Origin of the sequence: Streptomyces sp. NPDC060027 (genome assembly GCF_042737005.1) — a bacterium.
Taxonomy (GTDB): Bacteria; Actinomycetota; Actinomycetes; order Streptomycetales; family Streptomycetaceae; genus Streptomyces.
Window position 1 is genome coordinate 1 of record NZ_JBHWVI010000055.1, and the last position, 16110, is coordinate 16110.

Below are 16110 nucleotides of genomic sequence, written 5' to 3' on the forward strand. Positions count from 1 at the left end.
CCTCGTACTGGATGTACTTGGGCTTTCGGCCGGTGCGGCGAGAGTGCGTGCCGGGAGTCGCGACGGGGCGAACGTTGCCTGTCGCGGCACTAGGGACTGCCGGGGGCAGGCGGTTCTCAGGCCTTGGCGAAGACCACCCACACCTGGCCCCTGGCGAAGTTCATCGGCGCGCCGTCCGGCGTCGTGAACCGTGTGCCGTCGGCCGCTCCGGACCGCGTCCACTTCGCGTCGAAGGAGCGGCCGTCGCGCAGCACCTGCGCGGTGCCCGAGCCCACCGACTCCGTGTACGGCGAGTTGTTGCCGAGGACGTCGTGGTACTTGGACTCGCGCACCTTCACGTACTGGACGACCACCGTCGCCGCGGCCACCGAGGTGCCCTCGGTCGTCACCGTCGGCGTGCCGTCCATGGCCACCAGCCAGCGCTTCCGCTCGGCGGACCAGGTGAAGGTGAAGCGGGCCGACGGGAAGCGCACGGTGCGGGAGGTCTCGGGCGTGCCGCCCGAGGGCGCCGCACCGTAGCTGAAGCCCGTGGTCAGCGCGGCGTCGCCCGGCGCGGAGCCCACCAGCCGCTCCGGGTGCAGATACAGATTGTGCGGCGCGGCCTTGCCCGCGCCCCGGTACCAGGCGCCGGACACCTTTCCCGGCAGCTGGGGATCGAGCGGTGCCTCGTCGATCAGCGGCAGCAGCTTGCGCTGGGCCCCGGAGAAGGCGAGCGTCGGCTCGTCGAACTGCCGCAGCAGTTCCAGATCCGACTCGCGGGCACTGCGCACGGGCCCGACGGCCTTCGGGTAGGTGCTCGCGAAGACCGCCATCAGCCGGCTCAGACCGCCCTCGACCTGTTCCGCGTACACCACGTCCGCCGCGTCCAGCCCCGTCTGGGGGCGGGCGGCGGGCACATTGTCGATCTTCACCGCGAGCACCGGGCCAGCGTCCGGCTCTCCGCTCCCGCTCGGGTCCGGACCGTCGCTCCGGCTCGGGGCCCGGCTGTCGTCGACCGGTCCGCCGCCCGATCCGTCCCCCGCGGTGCAGCCCGTCATCAGGGAGCCCGTCACCGTGACGGCCAGCAGCGCCGCCGCCCAAGCGCCGCGCCGCATCCGCACCATCTCTCGTATGCCCACCGTGCCACCTGTCCCGTGCCATCGATTGTCCGCTCATCAGTTCATCGGTGGCCAAGCCCGATCGTTTCTGACTGTGCGCGTCGACTGAGCTGCTCGGCTCGGCGGGAAGGCCCGGGCTGGGGGAAACAGAACCGTGGAGGTACTCGTTCCGCGTCCCGCGCGTCAGCCTTGCGGCCCGAGGATCTCCGCGAGGTCATAGCCCACCGGCTCGTCCAGCTGCCCGTAGGTGCAGCTCTCGGCGGTGCGGTCGGGGCGCCATCGGCGGAACCGGGCGGTATGGCGGAACCGCACGCCGTTCTCCATATGGTCGTACGCCACCTCGGCCACCCGCTCCGGCCTGATCGGCACCCAGGACAGGTCCTTCTTCGCCGACCACCGGCTGGGTGCTCCCGGCAACCGAGCCGTCTCGTGCGCCGACTCCTGCGCCCAGGCCGCCCACGGATGCTCCGCCGCGTCCTCCAGCCGCAACGGCTCCAGCTCCTCCACCAGCTCGGCCCGCCGTTTCATCGTGAACGCGGCGCTCACGCCCACGTGCTGGAGCGTGCCCTTGTCGTCGTACAGACCGAGCAGCAGCGACCCGACGACCGGCCCGCTCTTGTGGAAGCGGTACCCGGCGACCACCACATCCGCCGTCCGCTCGTGCTTGATCTTGTACATGGCCCGCTCGTCGCGCAGATACGGCAGCGTGAGCGGCTTCGCGATCACCCCGTCGAGCCCCGCCCCCTCGTACTGCTCGAACCACCGCTGCGCCACCTCGCGGTCCGTGGTCGCCGGCGCCACGTGCACCGGCGCCGTCACCCCGGACAGGGCCATCACCAGCAGGGCGCGCCGGTCGCCCAGCGGAACGTCGAGCAGCGATTCCTCGGCCAGCGCCAGCAGGTCGAAGGCGACGAAAGAGGCGGGGGTCCTCTCGGCCAGCGTCCGCACCCGTGAGTCCGCCGGGTGGATCCGCTCCGTGAGCGCGTCGAAGTCGAGCCGCCCCTCCCTGGCGATCACGATCTCCCCGTCCATCACGCAGCGCTCCGGCAGACGCTCCCGCAACGCCTCGACGAGCTCGGGAAAATACCTGGTCAGCGGCTTGCCGGTGCGACTGCCGATCTCCAGCTCGGCGCCGTCCCGGAACACGATCGCCCGGAAACCGTCCCACTTCGCCTCGTAGTGCATGTCCGGCGGGATCTTCGCGACGGACTTGGCGAGCATCGGCTTAACGGGCGGCATCACCGGCAGGTCCATGCTCCGATTCTGCGCGGCGGCGCGGGCATCCGCCCGGTGTGCGCGGCATGCGTGCTGCGCCTACCGTGGCTCGCATGGGCGATGCGGTGGAACTCGAAGCGGCCGGCAGGAGCGTACGTCTGTCCAGCCCCGACAAGATCTTCTTCCCGGAGCGCGGCTTCACGAAGCTGGACCTCGCCCAGTACTACCTGGCCGTCGGCGAGGGCATCCTGCGCGCCCTGCGCAACCGCCCCACCACCCTGGAGCGCTACCCGGACGGGGTGACCGGCGAGTCCTTCTTCCAGAAGCGGGCGCCCAAGAACATGCCCGACTGGATCCCGACCGCCCACATCACCTTCCCCAGTGGCCGCAGCGCCGACGAGATGTGCCCCACCGAGCCCGCCGCCGTGCTGTGGGCCGCGCAGTTCGGCACGCTCACGTTCCACCCGTGGCCGGTCCGCCGCGACGACGTCGACCGCCCCGACGAACTGCGCATCGACCTCGACCCGCAGCCCGGCACCGACTACGCCGACGCGGTGCGCGCAGCCCACGAACTGCGCGAGGTCCTCCACGAGTACGGCGATCTGCGCGGCTGGCCCAAGACCTCCGGGGGCCGCGGGCTGCACGTCTTCGTGCCGATCCAGCCGCGCTGGACCTTCACGCAGGTCCGCCGGGCCGCCATCGCCGTCGGGCGCGAGCTCGAACGCCGTATGCCCGATCAGGTCACCACCGCGTGGTGGAAGGAGGAGAGAGGCGAGAAGATCTTCGTGGACTACAACCAGACCGCGCGCGACCGCACCATCGCCTCCGCCTACTCCGTACGTCCCCGCCCGCATGCCCCGGTCTCCGCGCCGTTGCGCTGGGACGAGGTGGAGGACGCCAGGCCCCGGGACTTCGACCTGGCGACCATGCCGGCACGCTTCGCCGAACTCGGCGATGTGCACGCCGACATGGACGACCACGCCTTCTCCCTCGAGGCCCTGCTGGAACTCGCCAGCCGTGACGAGCACGACCACGGCCTCGGTGACCTCCCCTATCCGCCGGAGTACCCGAAGATGCCGGGCGAGCCCAAGCGGGTACAGCCGAGCCGGGCCAAGCACGAGGACGCCGAGCCGCCGAGCACCTGATCGCCCGTGGAGCCGTGGAGCCGTGGAGCCGTAGAGCCGTGGGGTGTTGGGCGTTGGGTGTGGGGTGTCGGCCAGAGGTGACGCCGATGCCCGGCAGGTGGCCGACGCGCACGTGCGCGGGCTGAGTCGCTGACCTGCCGGCCGCCCGGCGGACCCGGACGAACAGGCCCACCCCCGACCGTTTCCCGGGCTCGGTTCGAGATCCTGGGCTCGGTTCGAGCCGATTTCGTTGATCGGGGAGCGATCTCACGGAGCGACCGGCCGCGCGGCTATCCTGATCGGCATCCGCCGAGGAGGTGCCCTGAGGTGACCGAGACAGCGTCGCGCCCGACGTTGGAGGCCGTGGCCGCGCGGGCCGGGGTCTCCCGGGCCACCGCGTCGCGGGTGGTGAACGGTGGGGACGGGGTCCGCGAGCCGCTGGTCGAGCGGGTGCGCCGGGCCGTCGAAGAACTCGGCTACGTGCCGAACCAGGCCGCCCGCAGCCTGGTCACCCGGCGCCACGACGCGGTCGCCGTCGTGATCGCCGAGCCGGAGACCAGAGTCTTCGCCGACCCCTTCTTCGCCCTCCAACTCCGGGGCATCAGCAAGGAACTGACGGCGCACGACTCACAACTCGTGCTGCTGCTCACGGAGGGCCGCGACGACCACGCGCGCGTCGCCCGCTATCTCGCCGGCGGCCACGTCGACGGTGCGCTCGTCTTCTCGCTGCACCTCGACGACCCGCTGCCCGGCCTGATCCACGGCGCGGGTGTGCCGACCGTGTTCGGCGGGCGGCCCGGCTGGGGCGACGGCGTCCGTGAGGCGGTGTACGTCGACTGCGACAACCGGGGCGGTGCCCGCCAGGCCGTTCGCTACCTCCTCGGTCTCGGGCGGACCCGCATCGCCCACATCACCGGTGCCCTCGACCAGACGTCCGCGGTCGACCGGCTGGACGGCTTCCGGGATGTCATGGCCGACGTCGATCCGGCGCTCGTCGCGCAGGGGGACTTCACACCCGCGGGCGGCGAACGCGCGATGCGGGAACTGCTGGAGCGCCGCCCCGACGTGGACGCGGTGTTCGTGGCGAACGACCTGTCCGCCCTCGGTGTGCTGCGCGTGCTGCGCGAACAGGGGCGCCGGGTGCCCGAGGACGTCGCCGTGATCGGTTTCGACGACATGCTGCCGATCGCCGAGCAGACCGATCCGCCGCTGACGACGGTCCGTCAGGACATAGAGGAGATGGGCCGGTTGATGGCCCGGCTGCTGATCCGCGGGCTGGAGGGCGGGGCGGCGACGGACGGCCAGGTGGCCGAACCCTCCGGCGTGGTCCTGCCGACGACGGTCGTGAAGCGGGCCTCCGCGTAGGTCCCTGACCCCGGGCCCGACGCGAGGGCGTCAGGCCCCGTTCCGGTCCTCGCCCGTTCCGGTTATCGCCCCCCTCCCGTCCTCGCCCACTCCCAGTTCTCGCCCCCTCCAGTTCTCGCCCCCTCTTGTCCTCGCCCACTCCCGGTTCTCGCCCCCCTCCTGTCCTTGCCCCCTCCCGCTCCTCGCCCACTCCCGTGTGGGGTCAAGGTGCCCGGGGAATCGGTGAGTCGACCCGGGGCGACGGCGATCGGCGGGACCTCGTGTGGCCGGATCCCGCCGACCGGGAACGTCAGCTCTGCCGCGGTGCGCTCTTGATCACCGCGAAGCGGGCCCCGTACGGGTCGGCGAGCTTGGCCACGCGGCCGACGCCCTCCATGTCCGTCGCGGGCACACGGACCGTGCCGCCGAGCTCCTGGGCCTTGGAGACCACGGCGTCCGTGTCGGGGACCTCGATGTACGGCAGCCAGTACGCACCGGACTTCGCCTCGACCGGGTCGTCGGCGAGCGGCACGACTCCGCCGAACATGTCCTCCACCTCGGTCTCCGCCGGGTTGATACAGGTGTAGGTGCCGCCGGGGAACGGAACCGCCGAGGTGTTCCAGCCGAAGACCGAGTTGTAGAACGCGGCGGCCGCCGCGATGTCCGGGGTGTAGAGCTCGACCCAGCACAGCGAGCCCGGGTCCCCGGCCATTCCCAGGCCCTTCGTCCGGCCCGGCTGCCAGATGCCGAACATGACGCCCGCCTTGTCGGCGAGCATGGCCATGTGGCCTTCGCCCATCACGTCCATGGGCGGCATCAGCACGGTGCCCTTGGCCTGCTCGACCGCCTTGGCCGTGGCTTCGGCGTCCGGGGTCTGGAAGTAGACGTTCCAGGACGGCGGACCCTGTTCGGCGGTGATCTGCATGCCGCCGGCCACGGTCTTTCCGTCGACCTGGAAGAAGCCGTAGCCACCGGCGTCGGGCCCCGCCGACTGGAACTGCCAGCCGAAGAGGCTTCCGTAGAAGGAGGTGGCGCCTTCGATGTCGGCTGTGCCGACATCCAGCCAGTTCGGGGCGCCGTTGACGAAACGGGTGGTGAGCATCATTGCCCTCCTTTGGGTGATCTCGTTGCCTTTGATGCCGAGTCTTCCACCGCCCACTGACAATCGCCGCCGGGACGCGCAGCCCGTACGAGGCGGCGGCCCCCGTCACTCTCGGTGGCCGGAGGGATTCGTATTGTTCGCGCGCCGCACCGCGCGCCGCCGTGTCCCGGACGCTTCCGCGGTCCATCATCGGGGCGGCCGGACGCCTCGGAACACGGCGTTGATCCCGCGTTGATCGAACGTTTTTCGCCGCGAGGCACGATCCTGACCATGCACTTGGAAACGATCACTCCGGCCGACATCGCCTGGCAGCAGCAGGCGTTGTGCGCGCAGACGGGGGCGGACTTCTTCTTTCCCGAGCCGGGCAGCTCAGTGCGCGAGGCGAAGCGCATCTGCGGGATGTGCGAGATGCGTTCCGCGTGCCTCGACTACGCGCTGAGCAACGACGAACGCTTCGGAGTGTGGGGCGGTCTCTCCGAGAAGGAGCGCCTGGGCCTCCGACGCGCCAGGGAATGACGCCGGTCCCGTCCCTTACGGGCGGGTGATGGCTCGGGCGTCCGCCGCCCGCAACCGGGAAACCGGTTCGCCGTTCCACCGCCGACAGGCACAATCCCCGCATGAACCGCAGTCCGCAGCAGCTCGTCGACAGCCTGCTCAACGCTCTCGATCCGCTGCCCTATCCGCAGCGCATGCGCGAACTCGCCCTGCGTGTACGGGAGATGGACGAGCCGCGCCCGGTGCTCGAGGAACTCGACGCGCGCGGCCCCTACGAGCGGGGGATCGGCATCGTCGCGGCGTCCGTCGGACGCGACGCCGAGTGGATCGCGGGCCGCATCGCCGACCCGGACGCCTTCGTGCGCGGGCATGCCCTGCGGGTCGCCGAGAGCCTCCATGTGCCCGACTCCGCCTACGAGTCGGCGCTCGACGACGCGCCGGAAGCGGTTCGCCGGGAGCTGCTGCGCGCGATCGTCTCGGGTCGGCGCACCACGCTCGCCGACCGGCTGGTGGACGGGCTGCGGAGCCGATGGGGCGACGCGGAGGCGGCGCGACTCCTGCCCGGCTGCACCGCGCGTACGGCCGGCCGACTGCTGCCCGCGCTCTTCCACGCCGTCACCGGCTGGAAGACGCTCGCGGAGCGCCACCCCGGCCTCCTTCTGGACGTCGCCGAAGCGGAGTTGGCCGCGCTGCCCGAAGCGCTGCGCGGCACCTGGTGGAGCCGGTACGCGGCGGGGGTGTCCGCCGCCGTCGCAGCGGACCCGATCCGCGTACTCGACCTGCTGGAACGCCTCGGCCCCGCCACTCTTCCCCATCAACTGCGGTTCCACCTGCCGCGGTTCGCGACCGCCGACGCGAGCCGTCTGCTCCGGCTGCTGCTCGCCCCGGCCGAGACCGCCGTCCGCCGCGGCAGGGCACCGGGGCCGGACGTCCTGCGCAGACTCGCCCGCTCGGGCGCGCCCGAACTCATCTCGTACGGACGGTTCCTGGCCGAGTCCGGCGACCTCGCGCCGCTCCTGAGAGCCCTGCCGCCCGCGCGGCGCCACGCCTTCTACCGGGCCGTCGAGGAGGGCCGCGGTGCCGGTCCCGGCACGGTCGACGCACTCGTCCTCGAGGCACTGCCCAGAAGCTGCGTCGCCGAGGAAGCCCGGCGGATGGCAGCCGAGGCGCGCGAACGCGGCGCCGCCCGGTATCCCCTGCTGCTCGCGGAGTCCTTCCTGCCCGTCGCCGAAGTGCGGGACCGCCTCGACGAGGCCACCCGGCGGCCCGCCGCCGAAGACCGCGCGCAGGCCTGGCCGTTGCTCATCCGCAATGCCGAGCGGTCCGGGGACAGCGCCGCCGTCACCTCCGTACTGGAGGACATGGGGCGGCTGCGCAACGAACAGGACCCGGTGCGCTCGGCCGCGCTCGGGGCGCTGTCCGGAGTGCGGCCCGCACTGTTCACCGAGGACGCCGAACCCTGCCTCGACCGGATCACCGCGGACGCGGTCGAGGCCCGCGACTCCTCGCCCGCCACCCGTCGGCACCTCAGCGTGCTCGCCCTGTCCGTCCTACGTGAACATGCGGCGGGCGGATCGAGGGAGTTGGTGAACTGGGCGCTGCGCACCCTGGTCCGGATTTCCGGCAGCACCGGCGGCGCGGACCTCGGCCGGCTGGACGCCGAGCTGCGCCGGGGCCAGGAACACCAGGTGTACGAGGCTCTGCTGCCGTGGATCGAGGCGGGCGCCGAGAAGGCCGACTACAGCCTCGCCTTCGCCGTGGCCCGGGCGGTGGGGCGCCGCGCCGCCGGCATGCCGGAACTCCAGGAACTGCTGTGGCAGGCGATCCGGTACGGCAACGACACCACGGTGCGGACCGCCGTCGATCTCTGGCTGGAGCCGCCCGCGACCCGGGACGAGCGGGTGTCCCGCATCCTCGCCCTGGAACCCTCGGCGGCCGCACTGTGGCCCGTCCTCCAGGTCGTCACCCGGCGCCGCACCGACCTGCTCGATCCGTTGCTCGCCGAAGCCCCGCCGTTCGGGCGCTTCCTGTCCAGGGGCACCCCCTGGACCGCACCGGTGGACCGCGATGTACGCCGCTGGGTGCCGCGCCAACAGTGCGCCGCTGTGCGGCAGTTGACCGAGGAGGTCGAGGACGCCGGATCGCCCCTGCACCAGCGGGCCGCTGCCCTCACGCTCGCCGCGCTCGTCCCCGGCCGCGGCGCGGAGCTCGTACGGCGCTGGACGAAGGCCCCGGACGTGGTGCTCGCCGAAGCGGCCCTGGCCGCCCTCGCCCGCACCGACCGGCCCGCCGACGCGCTGCCCGAGCTGCTGGCCCGCGCGGGCGACGACCGGGCGCGGGTCGCCGTGCACGCGGCCACGCGGGCATCCCGGTACGCCGCGCCGTCACGCCTGGCCGGGCCCTTGCGCGCGGTGCTGTCCGCGCCGGACACCAAGGTGACCAGCCGCAAGGAGGCCGCCCGGCTCGCCGCCGTCCGGCTTCCGGCAGCACGCGCGGCCGAGCTGCTGACCGAGGCGTACGCCGTCCCGGGCGCCCACATGGACGTACGGGCCGCCGTCGTGGCCTTCACGGGCGGTCTGCTCGACGAGGAACCGGTCTGGGGCGTGCTGCGCGATGCCGCGGGCGCCGAGCCGGTGCTGCGCGCCGCGGTCCTTCGGGTGACCGCGCTCGACCTGCCCGAGCCGCATCGCGAGCGCTACGCCCGACTGGTCCGGGAGGTGACCGCCACCGACGACCCCGAGACCGCGGCCCTCGCGTTCGCCGCCCTCGCCCGCTGGGCTCCGTGGTCCCCGGAGGCCCCCACGGTCCTGGCCACGGCCACCACGGACCTCACGGACCGTACGAGCTGGCGCGCGGCGGCCCAGGGGCTGGTCGCCGTGGCGGCGGGCTCGCCGGGAGGCGTCGACGGGTTCGAGCGGGCCCTGAAGACGCTCGCGGAGGCGGACACGGCGGCGGGGGCGGTGGCAGCGGCCGGAGCGGCGGCATCCGGATCCGGGGCAGCGACAGGAGCAGGAGCCGGTGCCGGTGCCGGAACAGGAACAGGAACAGGAACAGGAACAGGAGTCGGTGCCGGAACAGGAACAAGAGTCGGTGCCGGAACGGGAGTCGGAGCCGGTGCAGGAGCAGGAGCAGGAGTCGGAGCCGGCATAGGAATGGGAGTCGGACCGGGAGCTGGAGCCGGAGCAGGAGCCGGAGCAGAGGCACTGGTCGGGACGGAAGCGGGGGGCTCGGGCCGCGCCGACGCGGAGGAGCGGCGGGACCGGCCCGCCCGGCAGCGCCTCGCCCACCTCGTCGCCTGTCTCGGCCGGAGCGCTGCCACGGACCCGGAGGCGGTCCGCCCCGCCGCCCTGGCCGCCGTGGAACTGCTCGCCCGCTACGACGCCTTCGTGCCGCAGGCCGCCGCGCTCGCCGTGACCCATCTGGACCTGGACACGGACCCGCGGTGGCTGGAGCGGCTGGCGGCCCTCACCACCGGCCGCCCGGCCCTCGCCGTCCGGACGGCCGAAGACCTGGAGACCCGGCTGCGGTCGCGGGCCGGCGACCCCGACGCGCTCCTGGACGCCGTACGGCGCCTCGCGGCCCACGGCGGCCATGCCGAGGGGCTTCTCGCCGTGGCCGTGACGGCCGCGATCGGCACCCGTACGGGCTGGGCCGCCCCCTGGAGGGACCGCCTGAGAGCCCTGCGCCGCCACCCGGTACCCGACGTCAGGGACGCCGCGCTGAACCGGCTGACCGCCCAGGAGTGAACGGCTGCGCCCCGCCTCGGCGCCCGTCCGGACACGCGCGAGCCCCTGGTCACGTCCCCGCGTGAGGCGGGGTGGTGTGAGCCGGGGGCTGAGTGCGGAGCCGCGTGTCGGAGCGGGGCGGCCGTAGGGGCGACCGAGCCGTGTGCGCGGGCTAGCCGGAGCCGGGCGCCGGCGGGAGGAGCTACGCGCTCGCGCGGGCCGCCATACGGGCCTTGCGGGCGGCGAGCTTCTCGTCGAACTTCGAGGCCTCCGAGTCCAGGCCGCCCATGAAGAAGCCGAGCTCCTCCTGCGCCTGGAGGCCCTCGGGTCCGAGGCCGTCCATCTCCAGGACCCTGAGGTGGCGCAGCACGGGCTGGAGCACGTCGTCGTGGTGGATGCGCATGTTGTAGACCTCGCCGATGGCCATCTGCGCGGCCATGCGCTCGAAGCCGGGCATGCCGTGACCGGGCATCCGGAAGTTGACGACGACGTCACGGACGGCCTGCATGGTCAGGTCGGGGGCGAGCTCGAACGCGGCCTTCAGGAGGTTGCGGTAGAAGACCATGTGCAGGTTCTCGTCCGTCGCGATGCGCGCCAGCATCCGGTCGCAGACCGGGTCGCCCGACTGGTGACCGGTGTTGCGGTGCGAGATGCGGGTCGCCAGCTCCTGGAACGCGACGTACGCGACCGAGTGCAGCATCGAGTGGCGGTTGTCCGACTCGAAGCCCTCGCTCATGTGCTGCATCCGGAACGCTTCGAGCTTGTCCGGGTCCACCGCGCGCGAGGCGAGCAGGTAGTCGCGCATCACGATGCCGTGCCGGCCCTCCTCCGCCGTCCAGCGGTGCACCCAGGTGCCCCAGGCGCCGTCACGGCCGAAGAGGGAGGCGATCTCGTGGTGGTAGCTCGGGAGGTTGTCCTCGGTGAGGAGGTTGACGACCAGAGCGATCCGGCCGATCTCGGTGACCTTGGACTGCTCCTTGTCCCAGGCCTCGCCGTCCTCGAAGATCCCCGGGAAGTTGCGGGCGTCGCTGAAGGGCACGTACTCGTGCGGCATCCAGTCCTTGGCCACCTTCAGATGGCGGTTCAGCTCCGTCTCGACCACTTCCTCCAACGCGTACAGCAGGCGAGCGTCGGTCCAGGCGGCTGACGGGCTGCCGAGGTGAGGAGAAGTGATCGTCACGGGTGCTCCAGGGAGGGACGGGGACAGCGAGCGGAAAGCTAACCTACGGCATCGTAGGCTACGTCTCCGTAGGTTACGACACCGTAGGTTAAGGTCCCCGTAAACACCGCTGATCAGCGGTGTTTCGAGGGCGGTCCCGGACGTCCCCGACTCACGCCGGAGGCGCCCGGACGGCGAGGTCGCGGGGGTGGACGGATGTCTCGGTCACTCGTTCAGGCGTACAGCTCCCGAAGTCGGACCGAGAGGCATGTCACACAGCCTTCGAGTTTCTCGAACTCGCTGATGTCCACCGGAACCGGTTCGTGGCCGAGATCCGCGAGCAGCTCCGCGGTCTTGGGGGCGCTGGCCGCGATCAGCAGCCTGCCGCCGCCCAGAAGAACCACGTGCGCCCCGGACTCCTCGGGTACCGACAGGAAGCGCGGGAAGAGCGAGGGGGTGTCCACCAGCGGCTCGTGCCCGATCACCGTCCCGTCGGGCAGTGCGGTGACCGCCGACTTCAGATGCAGCACCTTGCTGACGGGGACCGCGACGACCCGCGCCCCGAGCGGTTCGAAGACCGCCCGCAGCTGCTGGACCCCGGCCGCGTTCGTGCGGCCGCCGCGGCCCACATAGATCGTGTCGCCCACCTTCAGGATGTCGCCCCCGTCGAGGGTGCCCGGATCCCAGATCCAGTTCACCGAACAGCCGAGACGCGCCACGGCCTCCTCGACGCCCGCGGTCTCGGCCCGCCGGGACTCGGCGCCGGGGCGGGCGATCAGGGCGACGTTGCGGAAGACGACGACGGCGTCCTCGACGAACACCGAGTCCGGGCAGTCCTCCGCCGGGTCCACCTCCACCGTCTCCCAGCCGTGCGTGCGCAGCGCCTCGGTGTACGCCTCCCACTGTTCGACCGCGAGGTCGACGTCCACCTCCGCCGGCTCCACGTGCGTCACCAGCCCCTCGGCGAGGCGGGGGCTGGGCCTGCGTACGAGCGCTTTCTGGCTGGGCACGGGTGGGTCTCCGAATCGGCAGGGGGTGTCGGCGCAACATCATGCAGCGCGGTTCGCGCGCGCAAAAGCCCCCCGGCCTGACGTCGGGCGCCACCCACCCCCGACGCTAGGCCGCCCCCGCCTCCCGCACTAGGAGGGATACCCGACAGTTTCCGCGGCGATTTCTTTCAGTTCTCCTCCTTCCAGCAGCAGTCGTCGCGTGATGCCGATCGACTCCAGGAACGGCATGTCGTGACTCGCGACGATCAGGGCCCCCTCGTACGACTCCAGAGCCGTGGTGAGCTGACGGACGCTCGCCATGTCGAGGTTGTTCGTCGGCTCGTCGAGCATCAGGAGCTGCGGCGCGGGGTCGGCCAGCATCAGGGCCGCGAGTGCCGCGCGGAAGCGTTCGCCGCCGGAGAGCGTCTCCGCCCGCTGGTCGGCCTTCGCACCCTTGAACAGGAAGCGGGCCAGCCGCGCCCGGATCCGGTTGTTGGTGGCGGCCGGCGCGTACCGGGCCACGTTCTCGGCGACGGTCAGCCCGTCGTCGAGAACGTCGAGCCGCTGGGGCAGGAAGCGCAGCGGCACATGGGCGCGTGCCTCACCGGACACGGCGTCCAGTTCCCCGGCGATCGTGCGCAGGAGCGTCGTCTTGCCCGCTCCGTTGCGCCCGATCAGCGCGATCCGCTCGGGCCCGCGTAGATCGAACATGCCGTCCACCCGTGCGCCGTACCTCAGTTCCAGCCGGTCGAGGGTGAGGACCGTGCGCCCCGGCGGAACGGCCGTGTACGGCAGGTCGACCCTGATCTCGTCGTCGTCCCGTACGGCCTCCACCGCCTCGTCGAGACGCTCCTTCGCCTCGCTCAGCCTCTCCTCGTGCATGATGCGGTGCTTGCCCGCGGACTCCTGGGCCGCCCGCTTGCGCGCACCCATGACGATCTTCGGCTCACGCTTCTGCTCGAACATCTTCTGGCCGTAGCGCTTGCGCCGGGCCAACTTGACCTGAGCGTCGACCAGTTCGCGCTTCTGTTTCTTCAGATCGGACTCGGCGACGCGCACCATGCGCTCCGCCGCCTCCTGCTCGCCGGCGAGCGCGTCCTCGTACGCGGAGAAGTTCCCGCCGTACCAGGTGACCTCACCGGACCGCAGATCGGCGATCTGGTCGACCAGGTCCAGCAGTTCGCGGTCGTGACTGACCACGATCATGACCCCGGACCAGGCCTCCACGGCCGCGTACAGCCGCTGCCGCGCGTACAGGTCGAGGTTGTTGGTGGGTTCGTCGAGGAGCAGGACGTCGGGCCGGCGCAGCAGGAGCGCGGCCAGCCGCAGGAGCACCGACTCGCCGCCGGACACCTCGCCGATCGTGCGGTCCAACTCGATGTGTCCTAGGCCGAGTTCGCCGAGAGTCGCGCGGGCCCGCTCCTCGACGTCCCAGTCGTCCCCGACGACGTCGAAGTGCTCCTCCGCCGCGTCGCCCGCCTCGATCGCGTGCAGGGCGGCGCGGGTGGCGGCGATGCCGAGTGCCTCGTCGACCCGCAGGGCGGTGTCGAGCGTGACGTTCTGCGGCAGATGGCCGACCTCGCCCGCGACCCGGACGGTGCCGTCGGCAGGGGTGAGGTCTCCGGCGATGAGCTTCAACAGGGTCGACTTTCCCGATCCGTTGGCGCCGACGAGCCCGGTGGTGCCGGGTCCGAAGGCGATCTGGAGGTCGTCGAAGACCTCGGTGCCGTCCGGCCAGGAGAAGGACAGGGAGGTGCAGGAGACGGAGGTGGGGAACGTTGACATGAGGGCCTCGCGGTTGCTGGATACGGTCGGGGGTACGCGTACGGGACACCGCGAGGCGACGACGATCCAGTTCGGAGGAGAGCGAGAAGAAGGCCCGTACCGAAGGACGGCTCGAACGCCGAGGTCGCACGCTGCGCACACGTGGGCCGGACAGAACCGGCTGTGTGACGCGGTGTCTCAGACCTCAGACGAGCAACGTCCTTCTCCATTCGACGGCAACAGAACCGCTGTACACCGTAGGGACAGCCCGGTGGGCTGTCAAAGGATTAACGCGCCACCCCGACGAACCAAGGAGATCCCGTGCCGAACGGCTCGCTCTCGCTGCCCGCCCGGCTCTACCTCCTGGCCTGGGACACCACGAAGCTGAAGGTCACCGGCTCCACCCACCTGCATCACCTGGTGCGCGCCGGTGCCCTGACCGAGCTGGCCCAGCGCGGGCTGCTCCTCGACGACGACGGCATCGTCACCCCCGTGGACCCCGACTCCCGGACAGGGGACCTCGTCCTCGACGGGCTCCTGGAGCTCGTCGCGGAGTCCCGGCCCCGCAAGTGGAAGCCCTGGGTCACGCTGCGGGCCCGGGTCACCCTGGACGCCGTACGCGCCCAGCTCGCCGCCGGGGGATACCTGAGGGCGGAGCGGAAGCGGGTCCTCGGACTCTTCCCCTCCGTGGAGTACGAGCTGGACCGGGTGCCCGCCGTGGAGGCGCTGCGCGCGGAGGCCCGGCAGGTGCTGGAAGGACCGCTGCCCGTCGCCGAGGTCTCCGACCGCGACGCCGCCCTCGTGGCCCTCGCCACCGCGGCCGAGCTCCGCACGCTCGCGTCGCCCAAGGACCGCAAGCTCCACAAGGCCCGCATCGACGAACTCACCGAACGCGGCGGCGCGGCGGCTCCGGCCCTGAGGAAGGTCATCCAGGAGGTCCGTACGGCGGTGATCGTGGCGACGACGACGGCATCGTCCACGGCCTCGACCACCGGGAGCTGAACGTTCCGGGGGTCGATCCCCGCTCTCCTCGGAACGTGGGGCGGCGGCCACGGGCGCGTTCGGCTCGACGGGCGTGGGCGGGCCCCTTGCCCCGTGCGCGCGGGGTGCCGGGCACGGCTTCCGCCACCCCGCACCGCATGGGCGCGGGGCCGACGCGCGCCCCGGGGGCCGGGGTTCCCGTACGGGGGCGCGCCTGCCACGTTCACGTCGGATTCCCGCCAGCCCCCGTCGCACCGCCCGTGCTTGGGTCGTTCCCATGACGAACACCGAGCAGCTCCGCGAAACCGCCCTCGCCTTCCGCGCCCTGCATGTGCCCGGCCGCCCCCTCGTGCTGCCGAACGCCTGGGACACGGCCAGCGCCCGGATCGTCGAAGAGGCCGGCGCGGCCGCGGTGGCGACGAGCAGCGCGGGGCTGGCCTGGGATCTGGGCACGGCGGACGGGGACCGGCTGGACAGGGAGAACGCGCTCGCGGCCGTCGCGCGGATCGCCGCCGCGGTCGGGGTGCCGGTCAGCGCGGACGTCGAGAGCGGATACGCGCCGGACGCTCAGGGCGTCGGGGACACGGTCCGCGCCGTACTCGCGGCGGGCGCCGTGGGCGTGAACATCGAGGACGCGCTCCACACGGGGGGAGCCGGGCCGCTGCGCCCGGTCGGCGAGCAGGCGGAGCGCATCGCGGCGGCCCGCGAGGCCGCCGACGCGGCGGGCGTACCGCTGTTCGTCAATGCCCGCGTCGACACGTATCTGCGCGGCGCGGGCGGGGTGGAGGAGACCCTGGAGAGGGCTGCCGCCTTCCTCGCGGCCGGAGCCGACGGCGTCTTCGTCCCCGGAGCCGTCGATCCGGTGACCGTGAAGGCGCTCGTCGAGGGTGTCGACGGCCCGCTGAACATCCTGGTGGGCCCCGGAGCGCCGTCCGTCGGCGAGCTGGCGGCCCTCGGGGTGGCCCGGGTCAGCGCGGGTTCGAGCATCGCGCAGGCCGCGCACGCCCTGGTCCGGCGTGCCGCGCGGGAGCTGCTGGGCACGGGGACCTACGGGACGCTGACCGACGGGCTCGACTACGCCGGGCTCAACGCCCTGATGAGCCGCGCCCGCTGAG

At 72.3% G+C, this 16110-nt stretch carries 12 protein-coding genes; 6 read left to right on the forward strand and 6 right to left on the reverse strand.

Annotated elements, in window-relative coordinates:
* Positions 1-116 precede the first annotated feature (116 nt).
* Both ACFWBT_RS16475 and ACFWBT_RS16480 read right to left on the reverse strand, forming a co-directional pair.
* Positions 117-1103, reverse strand: a complete 987-nt coding sequence (locus ACFWBT_RS16475; protein WP_385700596.1) for a DUF3048 domain-containing protein — start codon at positions 1101-1103, stop codon at positions 117-119.
* Between the two features lie 177 nt (positions 1104-1280).
* The gene (locus ACFWBT_RS16480) at positions 1281-2351 is read right to left on the reverse strand and encodes an ATP-dependent DNA ligase (protein WP_385700517.1); all 1071 of its coding nucleotides are present in this window, start codon (positions 2349-2351) and stop codon (positions 1281-1283) included.
* 74 nt (positions 2352-2425) lie between these two features.
* Between ACFWBT_RS16480 and ligD the strand changes: the two genes are divergently transcribed.
* Together ligD and ACFWBT_RS16490 are read left to right on the forward strand one after the other, a co-directional pair.
* On the forward strand, positions 2426-3457 hold the full coding sequence (gene ligD / locus ACFWBT_RS16485) for a non-homologous end-joining DNA ligase (RefSeq protein ID WP_351555758.1): 1032 nt from the start codon (positions 2426-2428) through the stop codon (positions 3455-3457).
* Positions 3458-3763: 306 nt separating this feature from the next.
* The gene (locus ACFWBT_RS16490; protein WP_385700519.1) at positions 3764-4801 is read left to right on the forward strand and encodes a LacI family DNA-binding transcriptional regulator; all 1038 of its coding nucleotides are present in this window, start codon (positions 3764-3766) and stop codon (positions 4799-4801) included.
* A gap of 289 nt (positions 4802-5090) precedes the next feature.
* Here ACFWBT_RS16490 and ACFWBT_RS16495 read toward each other — a convergent pair whose 3' ends face one another.
* Positions 5091-5882 carry a VOC family protein gene (locus ACFWBT_RS16495; protein ID WP_385700521.1) on the reverse strand — a complete coding sequence of 264 codons (792 nt, stop codon included), beginning with the start codon at positions 5880-5882 and terminating at the stop codon, positions 5091-5093.
* Positions 5883-6152: 270 nt separating this feature from the next.
* Between ACFWBT_RS16495 and ACFWBT_RS16500 the strand changes: the two genes are divergently transcribed.
* The gene (locus ACFWBT_RS16500) at positions 6153-6398 is read left to right on the forward strand and encodes a WhiB family transcriptional regulator (RefSeq protein ID WP_385700523.1); all 246 of its coding nucleotides are present in this window, start codon (positions 6153-6155) and stop codon (positions 6396-6398) included.
* Between the two features lie 101 nt (positions 6399-6499).
* Complete coding sequence (locus ACFWBT_RS16505; protein WP_385700524.1) at positions 6500-10123, forward strand: hypothetical protein; 3624 nt, start codon at positions 6500-6502, stop codon at positions 10121-10123.
* A gap of 181 nt (positions 10124-10304) precedes the next feature.
* Here ACFWBT_RS16505 and ACFWBT_RS16510 read toward each other — a convergent pair whose 3' ends face one another.
* The 3 genes from ACFWBT_RS16510 to ACFWBT_RS16520 all read right to left on the reverse strand — a co-directional run bounded on the left by ACFWBT_RS16510 (position 10305) and on the right by ACFWBT_RS16520 (position 14035).
* A complete protein-coding gene (locus ACFWBT_RS16510; RefSeq protein WP_385700527.1) occupies positions 10305-11282 on the reverse strand; it encodes an acyl-ACP desaturase in 978 nt (325 codons plus the stop codon).
* A gap of 212 nt (positions 11283-11494) precedes the next feature.
* Positions 11495-12271, reverse strand: coding sequence for a dimethylargininase (gene ddaH, locus ACFWBT_RS16515; protein WP_385700530.1), 777 nt, complete (start codon positions 12269-12271; stop codon positions 11495-11497).
* 129 nt (positions 12272-12400) lie between these two features.
* A complete protein-coding gene (locus tag ACFWBT_RS16520) occupies positions 12401-14035 on the reverse strand; it encodes an ABC-F family ATP-binding cassette domain-containing protein (RefSeq protein WP_385700533.1) in 1635 nt (544 codons plus the stop codon).
* Positions 14036-14335: 300 nt separating this feature from the next.
* On the opposite strand from ACFWBT_RS16520, the gene ACFWBT_RS16525 reads away from it, so the two are divergent.
* Both ACFWBT_RS16525 and ACFWBT_RS16530 read left to right on the forward strand, forming a co-directional pair.
* Complete coding sequence (locus tag ACFWBT_RS16525; RefSeq protein ID WP_385700535.1) at positions 14336-15016, forward strand: GPP34 family phosphoprotein; 681 nt, start codon at positions 14336-14338, stop codon at positions 15014-15016.
* 256 nt (positions 15017-15272) lie between these two features.
* Positions 15273-16109 (forward strand): isocitrate lyase/phosphoenolpyruvate mutase family protein, encoded by an 837-nt coding sequence (locus tag ACFWBT_RS16530; protein WP_385700537.1) that lies wholly within the window; start codon positions 15273-15275, stop codon positions 16107-16109.
* The last annotated feature ends 1 nt before the right edge of the window (position 16110 follow it).

What these genes read in the sequence shown, in the direction of transcription:
- ACFWBT_RS16505 (WP_385700524.1), top strand. Translation starts at nt 6,500, where the DNA reads ATGAACCGCAGTCCGCAGCAGCTCGTCGACAGCCTGCTCAACGCTCTC.
- ACFWBT_RS16480 (WP_385700517.1), bottom strand. Translation starts at nt 2,351, where the DNA reads ATGGACCTGCCGGTGATGCCGCCCGTTAAGCCGATGCTCGCCAAGTCC.
- ACFWBT_RS16495 (WP_385700521.1), bottom strand. Translation starts at nt 5,882, where the DNA reads ATGCTCACCACCCGTTTCGTCAACGGCGCCCCGAACTGGCTGGATGTC.
- ACFWBT_RS16520 (WP_385700533.1), bottom strand. Translation starts at nt 14,035, where the DNA reads ATGTCAACGTTCCCCACCTCCGTCTCCTGCACCTCCCTGTCCTTCTCC.
- ACFWBT_RS16475 (WP_385700596.1), bottom strand. Translation starts at nt 1,103, where the DNA reads ATGGTGCGGATGCGGCGCGGCGCTTGGGCGGCGGCGCTGCTGGCCGTC.
- ACFWBT_RS16500 (WP_385700523.1), top strand. Translation starts at nt 6,153, where the DNA reads ATGCACTTGGAAACGATCACTCCGGCCGACATCGCCTGGCAGCAGCAG.
- ligD (WP_351555758.1), top strand. Translation starts at nt 2,426, where the DNA reads ATGGGCGATGCGGTGGAACTCGAAGCGGCCGGCAGGAGCGTACGTCTG.
- ACFWBT_RS16530 (WP_385700537.1), top strand. Translation starts at nt 15,273, where the DNA reads ATGACGAACACCGAGCAGCTCCGCGAAACCGCCCTCGCCTTCCGCGCC.